A 16,556-nucleotide genomic window follows, 5' to 3' on the forward strand; every position below is an offset into this window, starting at 1 on the left:
CTGTAAGTTTAGCTTTGAGGAAGATTACTTGCATTGATTGTATTCTTGATGTATGTCTTGGCAGCCATTAGTACATCAGCGGGTGCTTTGGCAGCGTCCAAACCATTGGATGCAGTTACCACATCATCTCCGGCAAAGTCTGCAGAATTAGGACTCAATAGATCCCGGATTGCAGCAGCATGACGTGCTTCCACAGAAACTATTTTTCCAGCTATCAACAGATAATCTGCGCTCTGGAGTAGCTTACCAGCTCCATTATAAGCGGAGACACCTAAATCTTCAAATACTTTGGCAGCGCCTAATACAGCTGTACGGGAAGTAAAGTCAATAGAACTAAAGTCTACCTGCAGGCTTCCAATAGCATTAGATCCCAGAGCGGCCTTAAAAAAGTCACGATGCACTAATTCATGATCACGAATTTCTGTCAGAATTTCCTGTTCCGCAGAACTCATACCAGAGTACTTGGAAGTAATTACTTGTGAATAGAATGCAGCTTCCAGTTGCTCTAATGCATAAGCATAGTTTAAGATCCCTGTATCTCCACTGCCCAGGTTTACTCCTTGAATGGTCATATCGTCGTCATCGTCTTTACATCCGGTGAGGACAAGGGCTGTCAATGCTGCAGATGCACCCAGGTACTTTAAAAAAGAACCTCGGCCCATAGGCGTAAGCATACCCTTTGTTTGCATGTGGCTTTCCTGTATTTCAGGAATGATGAGTTTGGACATAGCTTTACTCAGGTTGGTTTGGTTAAAAAATAAAACATCATATATGCCTGATTGTGTGATATTTATCTAATACACAGCTTTCATCATATAGTCTGTTCATACATACGTCTGCCTACAAATAATTGGATTTTATTTTTGTAAACAATTCCCGAAAAAAGATTTCACGCCAACGCTTACACACTGTAAATCAACAACATACAATAATTATTTTTTTCATAAAACCAGAAAACAACTGTAAGAAGCTGTGCAAAAGCAACAAAGGTTGTTATCTCAGGAGAGCCTGATACAACAACCTTTGTCAGAATTATACTACTAAATGAATGCAGATTTACTTCTTTGTATAAATATTACCTGTATTTCTGTATCCCGATTTATTCAGATACCAGTCTTTATACAATGTTCCACCCGATTTAGCCCATGCAGCGTAATTCACATAGGCACTTGTTAATGCTTTCCCTTCTGATGGGTAATCAAATGGTTGAACAAAGCTAATTGCCCAAGGCAAATTACCTGATGTTTTATAGTATTTACCACTGGCAGTGTTGGTATTATCCTGATGTGTTCCAAAATACGTTGGATTTGCGAGCTTTGTATTTGAATATCCAGCCAGGTGTATCTCTCTGCCTCTTGTTGCATTAGCAATCAAAAAGGGATTAAAGGTCATATCTCCCAACTCAGTTGATGTTACAGGTGTTGCAAAATCAACAGTCAGCTTCACTGTATCCGGAGTATTTACACTGGTATTAGAAACAACGTTTTCATATTGTCCTGACCCGGATGAATATAAAGAGAATGCATTATCAAATGCAATCACAACACTCTTGTTCTGATTTGCCTCAACGCCATTTGATGCCAGTGTAACGATATTTTCTGTAAGTCGGGAACCTGATACTGATTTAATTTTTGACTGAGCAATAGGCATTTCAAAACCAAAACCGTTTTTAAAAGTAGCTCCAACTGCTGTAGGTACAATATCTGTTTTAAGTTGGATTACTTTATTCTGGGCATTGGCAATAGTTGTATGATAATACTTAACGACCAAATCATTCATATCATAATCCCCTACAGTAGGCCACATATCTTCAAATGCCAGCGTGCCAGGTACTCCTTTTGCCGGATAATAATTGATAAAGGCTTTGGTAGGATCCTTTGGAAAATCATCATACGTATCATTGATACCGTCTTTATCTGAATCTATAGGTTTATCTACAGGTAGAAAGTCTTTAACATTCAGTCCATCAACCGGATTAGAAGAAATATAAAAAACAGCATCATTAAAATCATTATCACAACCCGATACATCATCTCTACGCCAATCTTCAAATCCGAGAATCGTTATTTTGTATTTTGAGTCATATAGCAACACATTGTGCTTTTGTAGGTTTGTATTGGATTCCGGATTCAGATTTGAATTAGAGAATAGTTTATATGCTCCATTTCCGACGCCACTTCCATTCCAGCCTTGGGCAACTAATACAAAACCGATACTAGTTCCTGGCTCAAAACGGCCAATTTTTACTTTCATACCCGTTTTCAGTCCACCGCCACTTCCTGCATAAGAGACATTGGGATAAATAATTTTGATATTGGTAATATCATTGACAGATGCAGGAGCACTTCCTGTAGGATACGTATAAAATCCAAGGCTATTGGTCCAGCCAGCTCCTTCATGCACGAAAGTAACCCACACATCTGAGGTAGCTAATACATCCATATTGGTTTTTGTGGTAGCATCCACATAATCAGGGTGGTAGGTTGGCACAGGCTTTTGCTCTGGCAATGAAGCATTTATCCAGGACATCAGTTCCGAACTTACTGTATCTGTTTTTGCTTCTTTGTAGTTGGGTACTCCCTGACCGTTCCAGGTTCCCAGGTAAGAATAGGTAATAGCCTGTGTTCTGGCACCTGATGTATAGGCAGTACGTGCGGAACTAGCTTCCATTGTTTCATAGGTTATCGGATCACTTCCACCCAATACAGCATTGACTGTACCTTGTACAGGTAATACTATCTGATTAGGCAATCCTACATAGTTTGTATAAACTACTAATTTTTCGATATAAGATGGCAATGTCATATCAGTAGTCAGACTACCATTTACATCAGTCGCCCCTGTAAACAAAATTTTATCGGGAGCATCTGTTGACGCAACGGAAACACGTACGCTGGAAAGCGCGGTATTCTGGTTATCTTTCAAGATAAGTGCCAGTGAAACATTGGCAGTAGTACTATGATTAAAACTTTCGGGTATTTCTAACTGTATTGGCTCTTGCGAATCTCCTGGCTCTAGTCCCGGGTCTTTTACACAGGCAACAAGAGAGGTAATTAATGCAATGCCAAAGCATGATTTGAAAAAAACGGATTGAATAGGCATACAAATGCTTAATAATTGTTTTGTTTTAGAAGGCTTGAAACATCAGGCATAAGCAGATCTTTTTGCTTTTTCCCAAGCCGCAGGCTGCGACTGACGGACAAAACGCAAAAACCCAAAAAATACTGCAACATTCATCATACTAAAATAGAGCGGAATCAGAAGCAATTTTATTTTCCTGCCACGGCCATCAGCATACCAGCCAATGTATGCCATTGCATAGAACAGAATTTGTGAAATTGTGAACAAAGTATAGATACCACCTAACTGAAAAGATAAATAAGCACTTACAGGCAACAAGATTGCCAGCATCAATGGTGTCAGACTCCAGCGTAGTACCCGGTGTGAGACATAAAGAAATGTTATTACCGGATGCTTAAATATATTCAGCAGGCTTGTAAGTCGTGACATAGATTGCCAGCCTCCTGCACAAATGCGAATTTTGCGTTTCATCTCATCTTTCAATGACTCAGAAGGTAATTCGGAAGCAAATGCTTTAGGCTCATACACTACCTTATATCCTTTCTCTACAATTCTTAGGGATTGGACAAAATCGTCCAGAATGCTATCCTCCTCCAGAGGAGCAAATAGCTCTTTCCGAAACGACACCAATTCACCGGCTGCTCCCATGAGGCTATAAATATCTGAGTCACAACGTTTCAGAAAAGATTCATATTTCCAATAAAGACCTTCTCCATTTCCTGCTGCAGATTGATCCTGTTGTACTTTCTTTTCTCCAGACACTGCTCCTACCTTAGGATCATGGTAATGTTTGATAATTTCCCGTACAGCTTCTTTGTTAAGCCGTGTATTACTATCTGTGAAAATCACCAGAGGATGTTTCACAAAATGCATTACCCGATTCTCTGCAGCTGCTTTACCTTTACGGGCTGCTTCGTGTACATGCAGTACCCGAGGATATTTTTCCAGTATAGAGGCCGAATGGTCATTCGATCCATCTGTAATCACAATCAGTTGGAGCTTCTCAGCCGGATAATCAAGCTCCAGGCAATTTTCTACCTTTTGAGCAAGAATATCTGCTTCATTGTATGCAGGTATAACCAGCGTAACTTCAGGCTCATATGATTGGTCAAAATTCTTCTGTGTCCATAATTTGGTAACCTTTGCCCAAATACCAACCAGCAGGGCATAGCCTATAAAGGTATAGAATACTATACTTACACAGATCCAGAACAGGATTTCAATAACTTGCATATATATTTGAGTGAGAGGTAGAGATTCGACCAGTTATCTTTTCATAAGTGGCCAGTGTAGAAATTGCCGTATCTTTCCATGAAAATGAAGTGGCCCGGCTCTTACCAGCTTTTCGGAATCGTTCTGCCAGAGCCGTATTACATAGCATCTGTTTCATACCTACTGCCATCTCTCCTGCATCTGCGGGATTAATCAATAAGGTAGCGCCTCCACTAATTTCAGGCATAGAGGTTGTTTGTGAAGTTATGACAGGAGTACCACAAGCCATGGCTTCAATAATAGGAATACCAAATCCTTCACTAAAAGAAGGAAACAGAAAACAATCTGAAAGATGATACAGAGCAGCCAGTTCCTCTGATGTTAAATAGGAAACCAGATGTATATATTTTCGAATATCCTGTATGCCCTCTTCTGTCAATTTCTGCATCAGATAAGTTTCATCTATGCCTTTGATGACTAGTGAAGCCAGGTTAGGATTTTGTTGCTGAAAAATATGGAAAGCCTTTAATACGCCTGTAAGGTTTTTTCTAGGCTCCGTATTACCCAGAAAAAAGAAAAAATGTTCTGGCAAATGGTATTTATGCCGAATCTGTGCCAGGTAACTTTCGTCCAATTCTTCAAAGAAATGTGGAGATACTCCATTATAGGTCACCTGAATTTTTTGTTCAGAAACATTCAGCACCCGTGCAATCTCATGTTTCTGAAAGTTAGATACAGTAAGCAACGCGTCTGCTTTTCTGGCAACAGAAGGAACAACCCACTTTCTATACATATTTCCAAAATGCTGATAGGAATTACCTTTCTTTCCCTTAACCTGCGGGTCTTTTTGCATGAAAATCACATCATGCAATGTCAGTAACAATTTGGTTTTTAATCTCAGAGGGGCTGTATTAGCCGTACAATGCAATAGATCCAAAGAATACTTTTTTGCCAAGTCTGGTAAAGTCCATTGTTCCCAAAGAGGATAGGATAAGGTCTTCTGGGTTATGATATGAAAGTTCTTAGTCTCATCTATGCACTGTTCATCTTCACCCGGTTGAGCAAAAATGTAATACTGGTTTATGGTATCTATTTCCTGTAAAGCTTTTATCAACTCCAGTGCATAGATATCCATACCATGTTTTCGGGCACGAAAAAGCCGTTGGGCCTCGATACCAATCCGTAAAGGTGTATTCATAATCAGGCCTTTGTATACCCAAAGAAATATTTATTAACGAAAGGCAAAGACGAAGTCAGATAGACTGTCAGATAAGTGGCAATTACTGTAATTAAAAAGAGAGCGACTGTAAGAGGTCCTTTGATGGTCAGAAATGAGCTAGCAAGCAGAATTACTGAGTAATGATATAGATAAATAGCCAGTGACTGCTTGTTACAAAAGAGAATGAATGAATTTTTAGTTAGTGTCTGTTCCGAAGCATATACTATTGCCCAATAGATCAGACCTATATTTAATACCCAATAAGGCAGAAAGGAAACCAGTCGGTCAACAGGAAAATAAACAGAAACTATCAATAAACTTAAAGATACACCAGCAGCAAGCAATACATAGTGCATTTTAACCTTTGGAAATACATCTGGATACGCCCTTAGTACATATCCTAGATAAAAGAATCCAAAATAGCCATAGATACGTTTATCTCCCAGATAATACAACCACGGATAGATCATATTATCAGGATGTTCTCTATACAGGATATACCACCCCAGACAAAGAAGCATACTTGCACCCAAAACAACCTTATAAGAAATGTTCCAGTATTCCAATAACTTTACAGACAATACCATACCCAATAAGGCAGGTACAAACCATAAATGATAGTATGGATACAAAATCTCATGTTGTGAGTCAACCGGAATACTCAATAACCTGCGCCACAGATAATAAATACATACTGCCAGTATCCAGGGTATAATCATCCGATACAGATACTTGTGCAAAATCTGGAATGTACTTGTATTTCTGATATAGTCTCGTTTAATAAGAAATCCTCCGATACCCAGAAAAAGAGGCATATGAAATGAATACAGAATAAATACGGGCGTACCTGGAGAAAGGCAATGTGAAAGCACTACCAGAATAATAAGTACTCCACGAATAGCATCCAGACCAGGATAATAGGTCTGTGTTTTAAGGCTCATAGACAGGTTCTTTTTGTTCTAATGATGATGGCAATGCATCATACATTGCCTGGGCAGATGCTTCCCATGTATGCCCTTTCGCAAAGGAAGTTCTGGCTAATGCCTGTGCATGATTGTCTTCGGCCAGTGCTTTTTCAAGTAAAACAATATATTCACCTGAACTTTTTGCCAGGTATACATAGTCTGCAAACATCTCCATAGCACGTGTACTGGTGGCAACAACAGGTTTACCCATTCCCAGATACTCGTCTATCTTACGGGGATAATTGCCTATAGTAAGTTCATTTACCAGTTGCGGATTGATACAAACATCCAGATGTTGTAAATAAGCAGGCAACTGAGATGGTGGCTTAGTTCCTGTGAAGTAGACATTTTTCTTCTGATGAAGCCTGGAATCTTTAAAAACCTGGTCTTCCGGCCCTACCAACACAAAACTCCAGTCAGGTCGGGCATCAGCAAGACTTTCAAGCAAGGCTATATCCAGCCGGGCAGCAGTAAGAAATCCAGTATATCCAATAATAGGTCTTGGCAAGTTGGTTAATTCAATAGGAACGGAATGTTTAACAGCAGGATCAAATGCGTCCAGTTCACATCCCTGACCTATATCATAACTTTGGGGATTACTTTTACGCGCATAGTCTGCCAGATAAGCAGAGTTAGCTACTACCAGATCTGCTTTTTGCATCAGTTCTGCTTCGGTCCAGGTACCATGTTTTTTAAAATAATCCTGTGTAATCAGATAATCCCGTACATAGTAAATATATTTCTCAGGATGTATCAGTTCTTTCTGATTCAACCCTAAAAACATTTGGCTATCGTTAAATAAAGTAAATCCGGAAAATTCTAACTGACAGATAGCTTTCCAAACGGATTTTGCCAGTAATCTGTTATTGTATCCATTCAACCGACGAAACAACGACTTTGAAGTCAACCAATTGATTGATAAACAAATACAATCAGGTGTATAGACCCATATATTTGTATCTACCTGCTGTAAAGATGGTGCTACATTCCAGACAGATTTTAATCTCTGACGCACTTTAGGATCTTTTCTTCCCTTCAACACAGTCTTGATATCCAGAGGAGGATTCACATACAATACCCTGTTTTTCCTGGCAAACTCCATAGCAAGATTTCGGGCATTACTCCCTATCTCCAGATCCCAGCTTTGCTGGACCAGCATAACAATATCTTTATTTTCCATATCGTCCCTTTTTTACGGGCTGAGCAGCTAGTTTCTCTTTCACTTTCTTCCCATTCAAAAATCCAAATACAAGTGCCAGAATAGCAGGTATAGCAATAATATCCCAAGGCATAGTTGTTACAGTTTAGCGTTAGATGTTGATGTATGAGGAGTATGAATAAATGTATTACCAGCTTTCCGGCTGCGAATCAAAGCGATACTCATAGCTTTCAGAGCAACTGGCAGATTGATTAAGGCACGCCAGAGTTGTTTATTATAGAATCTTTTAGGGAGTGCAATCAGTAAAGCACTTCCTGTAAGAATAAGTAGTGAAAACCAGAATAGAAATGAAGGCCCCCAGGGTAAGAATATACTTAGAAAAGTAATTCCTGTTAAAACACCCATAAGCAATACCCGAGGTAGCAACAGGGACTGTACTATCTTATCAAAGAAGGCAACATTTCCCTTAAACAAAAGTTGATACAAACCAGCTGATAAGTGTCCTCCAACGAAATCAATCTGGGTGGCAATCCAGCGTGTGCGTTGTTTAGTAAAGACCTGGGCACTTGATACTTTCTCATCATACACCCATCCTGTTTCCAGATAGTGAATGGTCACCTTGTCACGTAGCACTCTTATATCAAGCTCTTTATCTTCACCAGCAGTTTCACCAATATCAGCAAGCAGCTTCTTAAGATAGGTAAACTCAAAAGCCATTCCTGAACCAATCAGAGCAGAGGATAATCCTACAGCACGGTGCCCCTTACGAAATATGTGATTATTGACCTCTTCATTACAGGCATCCAGTAAGGCAAAAGATGTATCCACATTTTTGGCAGTCCGATGTCCCTGAACCACCCGATATCCATTGTCAAATGTAATGTCCACTTGATTCAGAAATCCATCACCCATAATATTGTCCGCATCCAGAATCACAGCAATGGGATAAATATGCTCAGGTAACAGGTTCATAGCATATCGGAGGGCTTTTCCTTTAGTACTTTTCTCGAAATGCACCTCTATCACTTCCGCACCCAGACTACGCAATGTCTGAAGAGTAAATGCTTGCAACTGATCAGCAATGATAACAACCCGAAAGTCGCCTGCATAGTTATGTTTTAATGCTTTACGGGCCGTCTCAAGAATAACAGCATCTTCTTTATAGGCAGGTATCAATACACAAATAGGCCTGTTTTTATAAATGGGCTTGTTGGCTTTTATGACTTCCTTATAAAAATGTCCAGCGACAGCGAAAAACAGTAGATATACAGTATGAAATGCCAGATAGCCAGCTGTAACATACAATGTTACCTGAATCACAGTTTCCAGTATACTCATGGTTTTATTTTTTTTATAGGTTTTGCAGGTACTCCTGCTACTACTGTATAAGGCTCTACATCCTTGCTGACCACAGCACCTGCCGCAATCACCGATCCACGCCCGATGGTTACACCTTTTAGAATGATGGCTCTGGTTGCAATCCAGACATCGTCTTCAATGATAATGGGGGCTTTCTTACCAGATGAGAAATGATTGGAGGGATCATGAAAATCATCATCCATGATAATGGTATAGGGAGCCATACGGACATTCTTGCCAATCTCAATCCGTTCACTGGCAGAGATATGTACGCCGTTTACTCTTGAATTATCACCAATAGATAAAGTTGCTCCTTTTCCAACAAATATTTTTGCCTGTTGGATAACAGACCAGATACGTACCTGATTACCAATAATAACCTGTCCTTCATTTTTGAACATAGGTTTTCCTTTTACAGACACCATTTTTCCAATCTGGCATCCCCGCAGATAATAGCGGGCTGCTAACATCTTTCCTATACCAGCAAACAAATCCAACCCCATATGCAACATCAGTTGCAAGCCAGACTGATCCGGATGTTGTTCCCGAATCAAAGCAGCACGCTGGCTAAGTACTGTTTTTACATTTGCTATTGCATACATACAAAGTGCAGGTTTACTATCACAGGCAAATCATTGCATTTTACTACTTTCACTTTCTATCAGACTCTTGTGGATTGTGGGAAGAAAAATATCTATCGTGTGATAAATATATTCTGATGAATATTTTGTCGGCTCAGATGCCACTTTACCCCACGCCATAAGGCATCCAGATGCTTCCATTGTCGTTGCAAACCAAACATTAGGGAATTTTTAGGAATGGCTACCAAAAGAAAAAATAGGATACTTACCCATTGCTGCCATCCTTTCAGATTTCTTCGCATAAATAGTAGGCGGTTTCTGTTGAGGTAATACGTTTTTAATACCGACCCCTTCCCCACTGACATGGATTCTTTGTGATAAATCGTTGAAGTGCCCACATAATGACAGGAATAACCTGCCCGTTTGATCATCTCGCACCAATCGTGCTCTTCATAATAGAGAAAATATTGCTCTGGCATCAATCCGGCTTTATGAATTACTTCCATAGGAACCATCATTGCTGCACCATTAGCCAGATCTGTTAAACGAAGATCATTGTATTGCCCCTGATCTTTCTCTTTACTACCAATAGCACTCCCCCTCCCTGTCCAGTGATTGATTCCAGTGCAACCGGCATATTGAATAATGCCTTCCGTACCATAATAAATAATTTTAGGAGAGGCTACACCTGCTTTGGGGTTATGTTCAAATAATTCAACCAAAGGTTCCAGAAATCCGGCATCTACTTCTGTATCGTTATTGAGAAATAATACATATTTGCCTTTAGCTTGTCTTACAGCCAGGTTATTACCTCCTGCAAATCCAAGGTTTTCGTCAGACTTAATAAGATGTACTTCCGGAAATCGTTTTTTAATAACAGAGGAATCTTCTAACGGAGAATCATTATCTACAATAAATACTTCTATGTTTGGATAAGTCAGATTCCGTAAGGAAGTGAGCATTGCACAGGTAATCTCAACCTGATTATAGATAACACTCACAATAGAAACTAACGGTCTTTCCATACTAACCTTTTAATTAGACACTGTTTGAATACTATTTACATTCAGGGAAATCCCTTACTTTTTGTCTATGTAATTATGGTTTGACTTATATAGTTAAAGATGCACTTGAAAGCTGACGTTTTTCCAACTCCCACTGAGGTCCCAGAAAAACAAAGACCCATGATAAGTACACAATCATCCCAGAGGGCATCTGATTTAATACCTCATTTCCATAACTAGCCAGGAGTACTCCTGCAAAACCAGCAGTCAACGCAGCCAGTTTTTGTTTTAATGCCTTATCTTCCGTCATCCAAACTATTCCACAACATTTACCTAATATGTATAGCATGATTCCAAACCAGATGAGAAAACCTACAATACCATACATAGCCCAAACCTTGACATACAAACTATCAGGTGGAATCGTAGAAAGAAACTTGTCTGCATTATAGGTTACGCCCCACATACCGATTACACCTACACCTCCCCCAAAAGGGCGAGAACTCATGTATTCTCGTAATATCTGTTGATTTTTAAAACGGACTTGCAATGAAGGATCATTAGGATCAAGTGAGGTCCGCATACGAACGATATCTGAATTATTATTTCCTATTGTTGTATACTTTAATATTCCGAAAGCAATCATTGCGACAATCATTCCCAGAATCAGGATACGGGTTTGTCCGCTTAAAAACAAATAGGTAAAGATTCCTCCTGCCAATACAAACATAGCTCCCCTTGTACCGGAAATGAGCATTCCATAGAGAATAAGCAATCCCATTATTCCAAACAAAGCCTTCTTCCATAGTTTATAGGGTCCCAATGCCAGTACGATAGAAATAACAGCCACATGTGCTTGTGAGGCGCCAAACTGAGCGGCTTCACTATAAAATGAGAATACACGTAGTTTACCAAAAAGCAAATGTGTTTTTTTTGCACCTGCTTCCAACCATAAATGCTCCATTTCATCTACACCCAGATACAATTGTTTCATTCCATACAAAGCCCCTAAGGTTGAGAAGCCAAGTACCAACATCAGAAATAAATTAAGATCCCTGGGTTTATCAAAGACCATAAATGCCAATGGAACAATCATATACCAGGCTAGTGCAGAAGAACGCATTTCGTAAAACCAACCTGCTATACTGGCTCCTGCCGGATTGCCAATTTCCAGGATATTAATGATCATCCATGCTGTTCCCATTTTGCACAAATCATTTTTTGTCTTTGACATGGGAAAGCGATCTGTTTGATAAAACAGGATAGCCAGCCAACCTAACAGCAATAAGGCTTCCATCCCTAACCCAAACGGAGGTCCTTTCACATGTCGTATGACTCCCATAATCACAAAACAATAGATGATATAGGTTACAAGGGCAATACGCGGCTGTAAAAACAATCCAACAAAAAAGGCTATGGCAAAAGGCATTGCGATGAGTAAACCTGGAATAACTATGCCTTTGCGAGCTGTTAGCCAACCAATCACAATCGCGGACAGTATACAGATTGGCCATATATATCTGATGAACCATGGCTTTTCTGGAGAGAATGCATTTATTTGTGCCATGCAGGTCCCTCCTTTTGTACAGGTTGAATATACTTCAACACTGTGCTTTTAATAATTACCCATCCACGACAAACTGTATCGCTAATACGGACATATATAAATCTGCGACTCAGATAAAAACCCAGAAGTATTCCAATAGCTGCATTACACACAGATACAAACGCTACCACATGCAGATCATGAAAAAAGTAAAGAGCCACTATATCACCCAGAATATTAAAGATTGCCATTACCAGCACTTTGGTCAGATTTAGGGCAGGTTTTTGCAATGCATCTAGTAATACTCCGGAAAAACGATCCATAGGCAGAAATAACCCATAACACAGGAAAACACGGAAAATACTTGCTGAAGAGGCATAGGCTTCACCACCCAACCATACTACCAGATGATCAGCCATCACAAAGCAGCCTGCCAGTACAGGAATAAATAACCATGAGACTACTCCTGCGTATTGATAAAACAACACCCGAAGTTCCTGTTTATCACCCAGATTGTACAAACTCGAAAAACGAGGGAAGGCAGTACCTACTGCACTGCGTAAGGGAATCTCCAATACTTCAACTAATCGCAAGGGAATGGAATAGAGACCTACAGCGGCTGGGCCCATAAAGGCACCAATCAAAAAGGTATCTGCACTTTTAAGCATGTTTGTAGCCGCAAGTGTACCAAAAGAATATTTTCCCAACCGGAATAATTCTTTTACACGTCTCCAGGATGCCAATGAAATGGTATATAATTTAGCCCAGCCAGAGACAATCAGAAAGGCACAACATACTAATTGAAGCAACGCATGCCCTACAATTACATCCTGCAGAGAAATATGATAGAAAAATACAACCCCTGAAATAACCAGCAATCCAATACTATTTATGAAACGCAGAAGTAGTAATCTATCAAAACGGTGTTCAGATTGTAGAATTGCCTGACTCAGATTAAATGGAATAGTAATAAACCCAACTAACGGATACCAATACAGGAAGGACACCAAACCTTGGTTCCAGTTAGTCTGTCTGAAGAATGAGATGACAAATAGTAAGACTCCCCCAGTCAGCGATATGAGTGTAATCAATTTCCAGGCAGCTCCTATTGTCTTATTCTTTTCAGATTCTTCTTTTCCGGAAATTCTCATCACCAAAGCAGTTTGAACACCACCCGACTTGATCATTTCCAGCAATGTAAAAGAGGAGAGATATAGAGCCCAACTACCAAAGTCACTTTTAGATAAACCTCGCGCCAAAAGCATAAAAGATAGCAGCCCTAAAAGAGCAGGCAACAGATTCCCTGCCAAAGACTGGAGATGCTTATTTTTAACTATAGTAGCTATATTCATACCCGTTCCTGCTTAGTAAAATGAACTACATGCCCTTATCAGACTTTCTTTCGGACAGCAAAACCTATCTTCTTTTTAAACTCCATTTTCATCATTCTTTTTGTCCAGCGGCGCAGTTTGCTACGTGTTTTAGGTACTTCTCCAATCCATTCTTCTGTATGTTCCGGATTCACACCATTTACGATTATTTCAATAGGCGTTACAGTCAATTGTTGCAACTGTTCAATTACAAGCTTATCTGCTTGCCTCCAGTTACGGTTTGCCCTGACTACCAATAGAATCAGATCTACTTCCTTAAGTAAAGCCACTGGATAGGTATTTTCAAGTAATGCAGGGATTTCCAGCAACAGGAATCCATCCTTCACTTTCCCTTCAGTCATTTCTGCCCAGGATTGGGCTGTACTCAAATTGGAAAATATATTATAGAAACAATCCGTTTCTACAGTATCTGTCAGATTTTCTCTGTGGTTATTTGGCAAAACAACCAATGAAGGTTGCTGCATCTGATTGAGTTTATAGGCCAGCGATCTGGCAATTGTCGTCTTCCCCTCTCCATTCTGAGTGCTTATGATTGCTACTGTGTATACAGATTTTGTATTCGCTTGACCTTTCTTCAATAAAAGTTGCTGAACAAGCAGTTCTTCAACCCGAGTCAAAAACTTATTCCATGTAGATCCCTTCATCAGTAGGGGATATATCCCAAACATAGGCAATCCTATACGCTTTGCAGCCAGCGATAATTTTTTAAGATTTTTGTCTGCCATTTCCATAGCAATCAAGCAAGCTGCAATGATTACAAACCCACCAAACCCACCAGCAATCACAAGAACCATTCGTTTAGATCCCTTTGACTTGAGAGGAAAATAAGGGGCATCCATTACTTTCAGATTGGAAGCTAGTTCATTACTTTGTTGCATTAATCGACTTAAATTAAGTCCATGTAACAAAGACAGATATTCCTTTTCTGCTATATCTATTTCTCTCTCTATTCGCTTTAATGTAGCTCCCAGTGGAGCCATTTGTTCGTATACCTGCTGGAACTCCTGTTTACGTTTATCCATCACAGACAAACGCGATTTTGTCTCTTCTGCTATAATGGCATTTTTTACCCAGTCATCCAGCAAATCTTTACTCGGTAGCCCCTGAATGGTATGTGTATTTTTAAAAAGATTGTCTACACTAGCTTTGATCTGTTGAGACACATTATCTGCCTGCTTTCTCAAATCTTCCATTTGAGTTTGTGCCCGCTGGTCGTTAGTATCTTTGGAGTAAAGCTCCATTTTAGTCAGTTCAGTGGATATTTTGCTTAACTGACTACGATAGGACATAATTTCCTGAGCATTCAAACTTACACCTGTCCGGTTTTGCAGTTTCTGCTCAATCATTCCCATCACAGAGAATGAACCAGCATAGTCCATCTCTAATCCATTGTATTTATCATAAAGATCTTCTTTCTCAGCAGAGATGTACTTGGTTTGTTCATAATAGTTAATAATATTATTGTTTTTATTAAATGCCAGAAATTTTTGTTCTGCCTCACCTAGTTTTGCCTGTGCCTTGGCCACCTCTTCTTCAAAATACTTGATAACAGATTCCGTTTGACCTTCCCGAAGTTCTCTCTTTTTACGAATAAATACTTCTGTGAGTATTTCCAGTGAGTTCTTACACATAGCAGCATCTTCAGATTCATATTGAATCTTGACCAGGTCACTGGAATTCAAACGCATGGCTGTCATTTTAGACAGAGCCGAAATGGAGTAATTTGGTTTATCGCCATTTATAAGAAGATAAACAGCATTTTGAGCATCCCGTCTCAACAAGTTATAAATATTGGAGATGGTCTTTTCTTTTGTATCCGCTACAATTGTTCTGGCAAGAGAATCGCTGATCAACTCATGTAATTTGGAGTAAGACTTCCAACTGAGTAGATCAGGATCATGTTCTTTCAACATCAGGTGACTAGCAATAAGTCGCACAGCAACTTCTTCACGTGTCTGACGGGAGTTAATCAGATTTAAAAGATTATCAAACGCATTGCTGGTTGCAAAAAAGTCAGCCTGAGCATTTCCCTGAAGTGTATAGCCAGATGCAATACCTGTATATACAGTTGTGTCTGAAGAATAAATCTTTGTTTCATTGCGGGTAAGATAAAAGATTGTTACTGCCAGTATCATGGGGATCACTGTCAACATCAACCAGTTTCTAACCAGTAACCGTATAAGATCAATCAGACTCATTTTCCAATCAGCAGTTCACTCAGTTTTACACCCACCCGCTGCTCAAGCAACAGATACATAGATTTTAGCTTACTTTTTACTTCTTCATTGCTAACAGCAGCTTTTGTATACATTTCGCTTACTCTGACTATTTCAGAAACAGGAATCTCACCTTCTACAAATTCTTTCTCCGCCATCTTTTTATGAATTTGCATTGAATTTAATGATTCGTTAGATAATAACAGTATGCGATTGGTCAATACCAGCTCCTGATATAGTCCCATTACTTCCTTACGTATATCATTCTCTTTAATTTTCTGATTTAATTCAGTCTGGTGAAGTTCTATTTGTTTCTTCTTCAACTGATTTCCTCTGGTAAACACCTTATCCAGGGGAAGAGAAAGATTAACGCCAACAGTATAGCGAGATGACTTAGCTGTTGTAAAGGAGTTCACCGGATTATTGATAGTAGACTCTGTTACAGAAAGATTGCCTGCCGTTCCATAGTTATAGGCTGAAACCAGAGAAACACCACTTAATAATGCTTTTCGAGCAATGATGGCATCCTGATTAACGATCTCCTTCTCAGCTAACTCAATTTCTACTTCAGGTGCATGTTGTAATGCAGCCTCAATCAACACAGGTAAAATTTTATCAGGGGATTCAAACAATTTCTTTTGCCATATAGAATCTGCTACATACTCTGTACCTGTACTTTGTGCGTATAATGCAGAAAGAGTAAGAGTGCTCAGAAACAGTAGAAGCAAAAGCTTTTTCATTTTATAAAAACAATAGATATACAATATACCAGTATGACCAGCATAGATAACACTTTGGAAATGTCGCTGAATTTATAATGAAT

The 16,556-nt window shown here is 39.4% G+C and carries 14 protein-coding genes; all 14 read right to left on the reverse strand.

Annotated elements, in window-relative coordinates; genetic code table 11:
* Positions 1 to 8: 8 nt before the first annotated feature.
* On the reverse strand, positions 9 to 728 hold the full coding sequence (locus tag QNI15_RS08270; protein WP_390902170.1) for a ferritin-like domain-containing protein: 720 nt from the start codon (positions 726 to 728) through the stop codon (positions 9 to 11).
* Between the two features lie 328 nt (positions 729 to 1,056).
* Positions 1,057 to 3,102: an LruC domain-containing protein gene (locus QNI15_RS08275; protein ID WP_314031349.1), complete on the reverse strand. Its 2,046-nt coding sequence runs from the start codon at positions 3,100 to 3,102 to the stop codon at positions 1,057 to 1,059.
* Positions 3,103 to 3,144: 42 nt separating this feature from the next.
* Entirely contained in the window at positions 3,145 to 4,314 is a 1,170-nt protein-coding gene (locus QNI15_RS08280) for a glycosyltransferase family 2 protein (RefSeq protein WP_313996627.1), read from the reverse strand.
* Positions 4,301 to 5,491 carry a glycosyltransferase family 4 protein gene (locus QNI15_RS08285; RefSeq protein WP_314031350.1) on the reverse strand — a complete coding sequence of 397 codons (1,191 nt, stop codon included), beginning with the start codon at positions 5,489 to 5,491 and terminating at the stop codon, positions 4,301 to 4,303. The genes QNI15_RS08280 and QNI15_RS08285 overlap by 14 nt, the downstream gene beginning before the upstream one ends.
* A gap of 2 nt (positions 5,492 to 5,493) precedes the next feature.
* Positions 5,494 to 6,453, reverse strand: coding sequence for an acyltransferase (locus tag QNI15_RS08290; protein ID WP_314031351.1), 960 nt, complete (start codon positions 6,451 to 6,453; stop codon positions 5,494 to 5,496).
* Positions 6,443 to 7,657 (reverse strand): glycosyltransferase, encoded by a 1,215-nt coding sequence (locus QNI15_RS08295; protein ID WP_314031352.1) that lies wholly within the window; start codon positions 7,655 to 7,657, stop codon positions 6,443 to 6,445. Before QNI15_RS08295 ends, QNI15_RS08290 begins: the two co-directional genes overlap by 11 nt.
* Complete coding sequence (locus tag QNI15_RS08300) at positions 7,647 to 7,769, reverse strand: hypothetical protein (RefSeq protein ID WP_314031354.1); 123 nt, start codon at positions 7,767 to 7,769, stop codon at positions 7,647 to 7,649. The genes QNI15_RS08295 and QNI15_RS08300 overlap by 11 nt, the downstream gene beginning before the upstream one ends.
* 5 nt (positions 7,770 to 7,774) lie before the next feature.
* Positions 7,775 to 8,974: a glycosyltransferase family 2 protein gene (locus QNI15_RS08305; RefSeq protein ID WP_314031355.1), complete on the reverse strand. Its 1,200-nt coding sequence runs from the start codon at positions 8,972 to 8,974 to the stop codon at positions 7,775 to 7,777.
* Positions 8,971 to 9,597, reverse strand: a complete 627-nt coding sequence (locus QNI15_RS08310; RefSeq protein WP_313976043.1) for an acyltransferase — start codon at positions 9,595 to 9,597, stop codon at positions 8,971 to 8,973. Before QNI15_RS08310 ends, QNI15_RS08305 begins: the two co-directional genes overlap by 4 nt.
* Positions 9,598 to 9,689: 92 nt before the next feature.
* The gene (locus QNI15_RS08315; protein WP_313996635.1) at positions 9,690 to 10,601 is read right to left on the reverse strand and encodes a glycosyltransferase family 2 protein; all 912 of its coding nucleotides are present in this window, start codon (positions 10,599 to 10,601) and stop codon (positions 9,690 to 9,692) included.
* An 85-nt stretch (positions 10,602 to 10,686) separates the two neighbouring features.
* The gene (locus QNI15_RS08320) at positions 10,687 to 12,147 is read right to left on the reverse strand and encodes an O-antigen ligase family protein (RefSeq protein ID WP_314031357.1); all 1,461 of its coding nucleotides are present in this window, start codon (positions 12,145 to 12,147) and stop codon (positions 10,687 to 10,689) included.
* On the reverse strand, positions 12,135 to 13,478 hold the full coding sequence (locus QNI15_RS08325) for an oligosaccharide flippase family protein (protein ID WP_313996638.1): 1,344 nt from the start codon (positions 13,476 to 13,478) through the stop codon (positions 12,135 to 12,137). The genes QNI15_RS08320 and QNI15_RS08325 overlap by 13 nt, the downstream gene beginning before the upstream one ends.
* 38 nt (positions 13,479 to 13,516) lie before the next feature.
* Complete coding sequence (locus QNI15_RS08330) at positions 13,517 to 15,715, reverse strand: exopolysaccharide transport family protein (protein ID WP_314031358.1); 2,199 nt, start codon at positions 15,713 to 15,715, stop codon at positions 13,517 to 13,519.
* On the reverse strand, positions 15,712 to 16,473 hold the full coding sequence (locus QNI15_RS08335; protein WP_313996642.1) for a TolC family protein: 762 nt from the start codon (positions 16,471 to 16,473) through the stop codon (positions 15,712 to 15,714). Before QNI15_RS08335 ends, QNI15_RS08330 begins: the two co-directional genes overlap by 4 nt.
* Between the last annotated feature and the right edge of the window lie 83 nt (positions 16,474 to 16,556).

Origin of the sequence: Xanthocytophaga flava, assembly GCF_030068545.1 — a bacterium.
Taxonomy (GTDB): domain Bacteria; phylum Bacteroidota; class Bacteroidia; order Cytophagales; family 172606-1; genus Xanthocytophaga; species Xanthocytophaga flava.

What these genes read in the sequence shown, in the direction of transcription:
- QNI15_RS08280 (WP_313996627.1), bottom strand. Translation starts at nt 4,314, where the DNA reads ATGCAAGTTATTGAAATCCTGTTCTGGATCTGTGTAAGTATAGTATTC.
- QNI15_RS08335 (WP_313996642.1), bottom strand. Translation starts at nt 16,473, where the DNA reads ATGAAAAAGCTTTTGCTTCTACTGTTTCTGAGCACTCTTACTCTTTCT.
- QNI15_RS08300 (WP_314031354.1), bottom strand. Translation starts at nt 7,769, where the DNA reads ATGCCTTGGGATATTATTGCTATACCTGCTATTCTGGCACTTGTATTT.
- QNI15_RS08320 (WP_314031357.1), bottom strand. Translation starts at nt 12,147, where the DNA reads ATGGCACAAATAAATGCATTCTCTCCAGAAAAGCCATGGTTCATCAGA.
- QNI15_RS08305 (WP_314031355.1), bottom strand. Translation starts at nt 8,974, where the DNA reads ATGAGTATACTGGAAACTGTGATTCAGGTAACATTGTATGTTACAGCT.
- QNI15_RS08310 (WP_313976043.1), bottom strand. Translation starts at nt 9,597, where the DNA reads ATGTATGCAATAGCAAATGTAAAAACAGTACTTAGCCAGCGTGCTGCT.
- QNI15_RS08325 (WP_313996638.1), bottom strand. Translation starts at nt 13,478, where the DNA reads ATGAATATAGCTACTATAGTTAAAAATAAGCATCTCCAGTCTTTGGCA.
- QNI15_RS08270 (WP_390902170.1), bottom strand. Translation starts at nt 728, where the DNA reads ATGTCCAAACTCATCATTCCTGAAATACAGGAAAGCCACATGCAAACA.
- QNI15_RS08290 (WP_314031351.1), bottom strand. Translation starts at nt 6,453, where the DNA reads ATGAGCCTTAAAACACAGACCTATTATCCTGGTCTGGATGCTATTCGT.
- QNI15_RS08285 (WP_314031350.1), bottom strand. Translation starts at nt 5,491, where the DNA reads ATGAATACACCTTTACGGATTGGTATCGAGGCCCAACGGCTTTTTCGT.
- QNI15_RS08275 (WP_314031349.1), bottom strand. Translation starts at nt 3,102, where the DNA reads ATGCCTATTCAATCCGTTTTTTTCAAATCATGCTTTGGCATTGCATTA.
- QNI15_RS08315 (WP_313996635.1), bottom strand. Translation starts at nt 10,601, where the DNA reads ATGGAAAGACCGTTAGTTTCTATTGTGAGTGTTATCTATAATCAGGTT.
- QNI15_RS08330 (WP_314031358.1), bottom strand. Translation starts at nt 15,715, where the DNA reads ATGAGTCTGATTGATCTTATACGGTTACTGGTTAGAAACTGGTTGATG.
- QNI15_RS08295 (WP_314031352.1), bottom strand. Translation starts at nt 7,657, where the DNA reads ATGGAAAATAAAGATATTGTTATGCTGGTCCAGCAAAGCTGGGATCTG.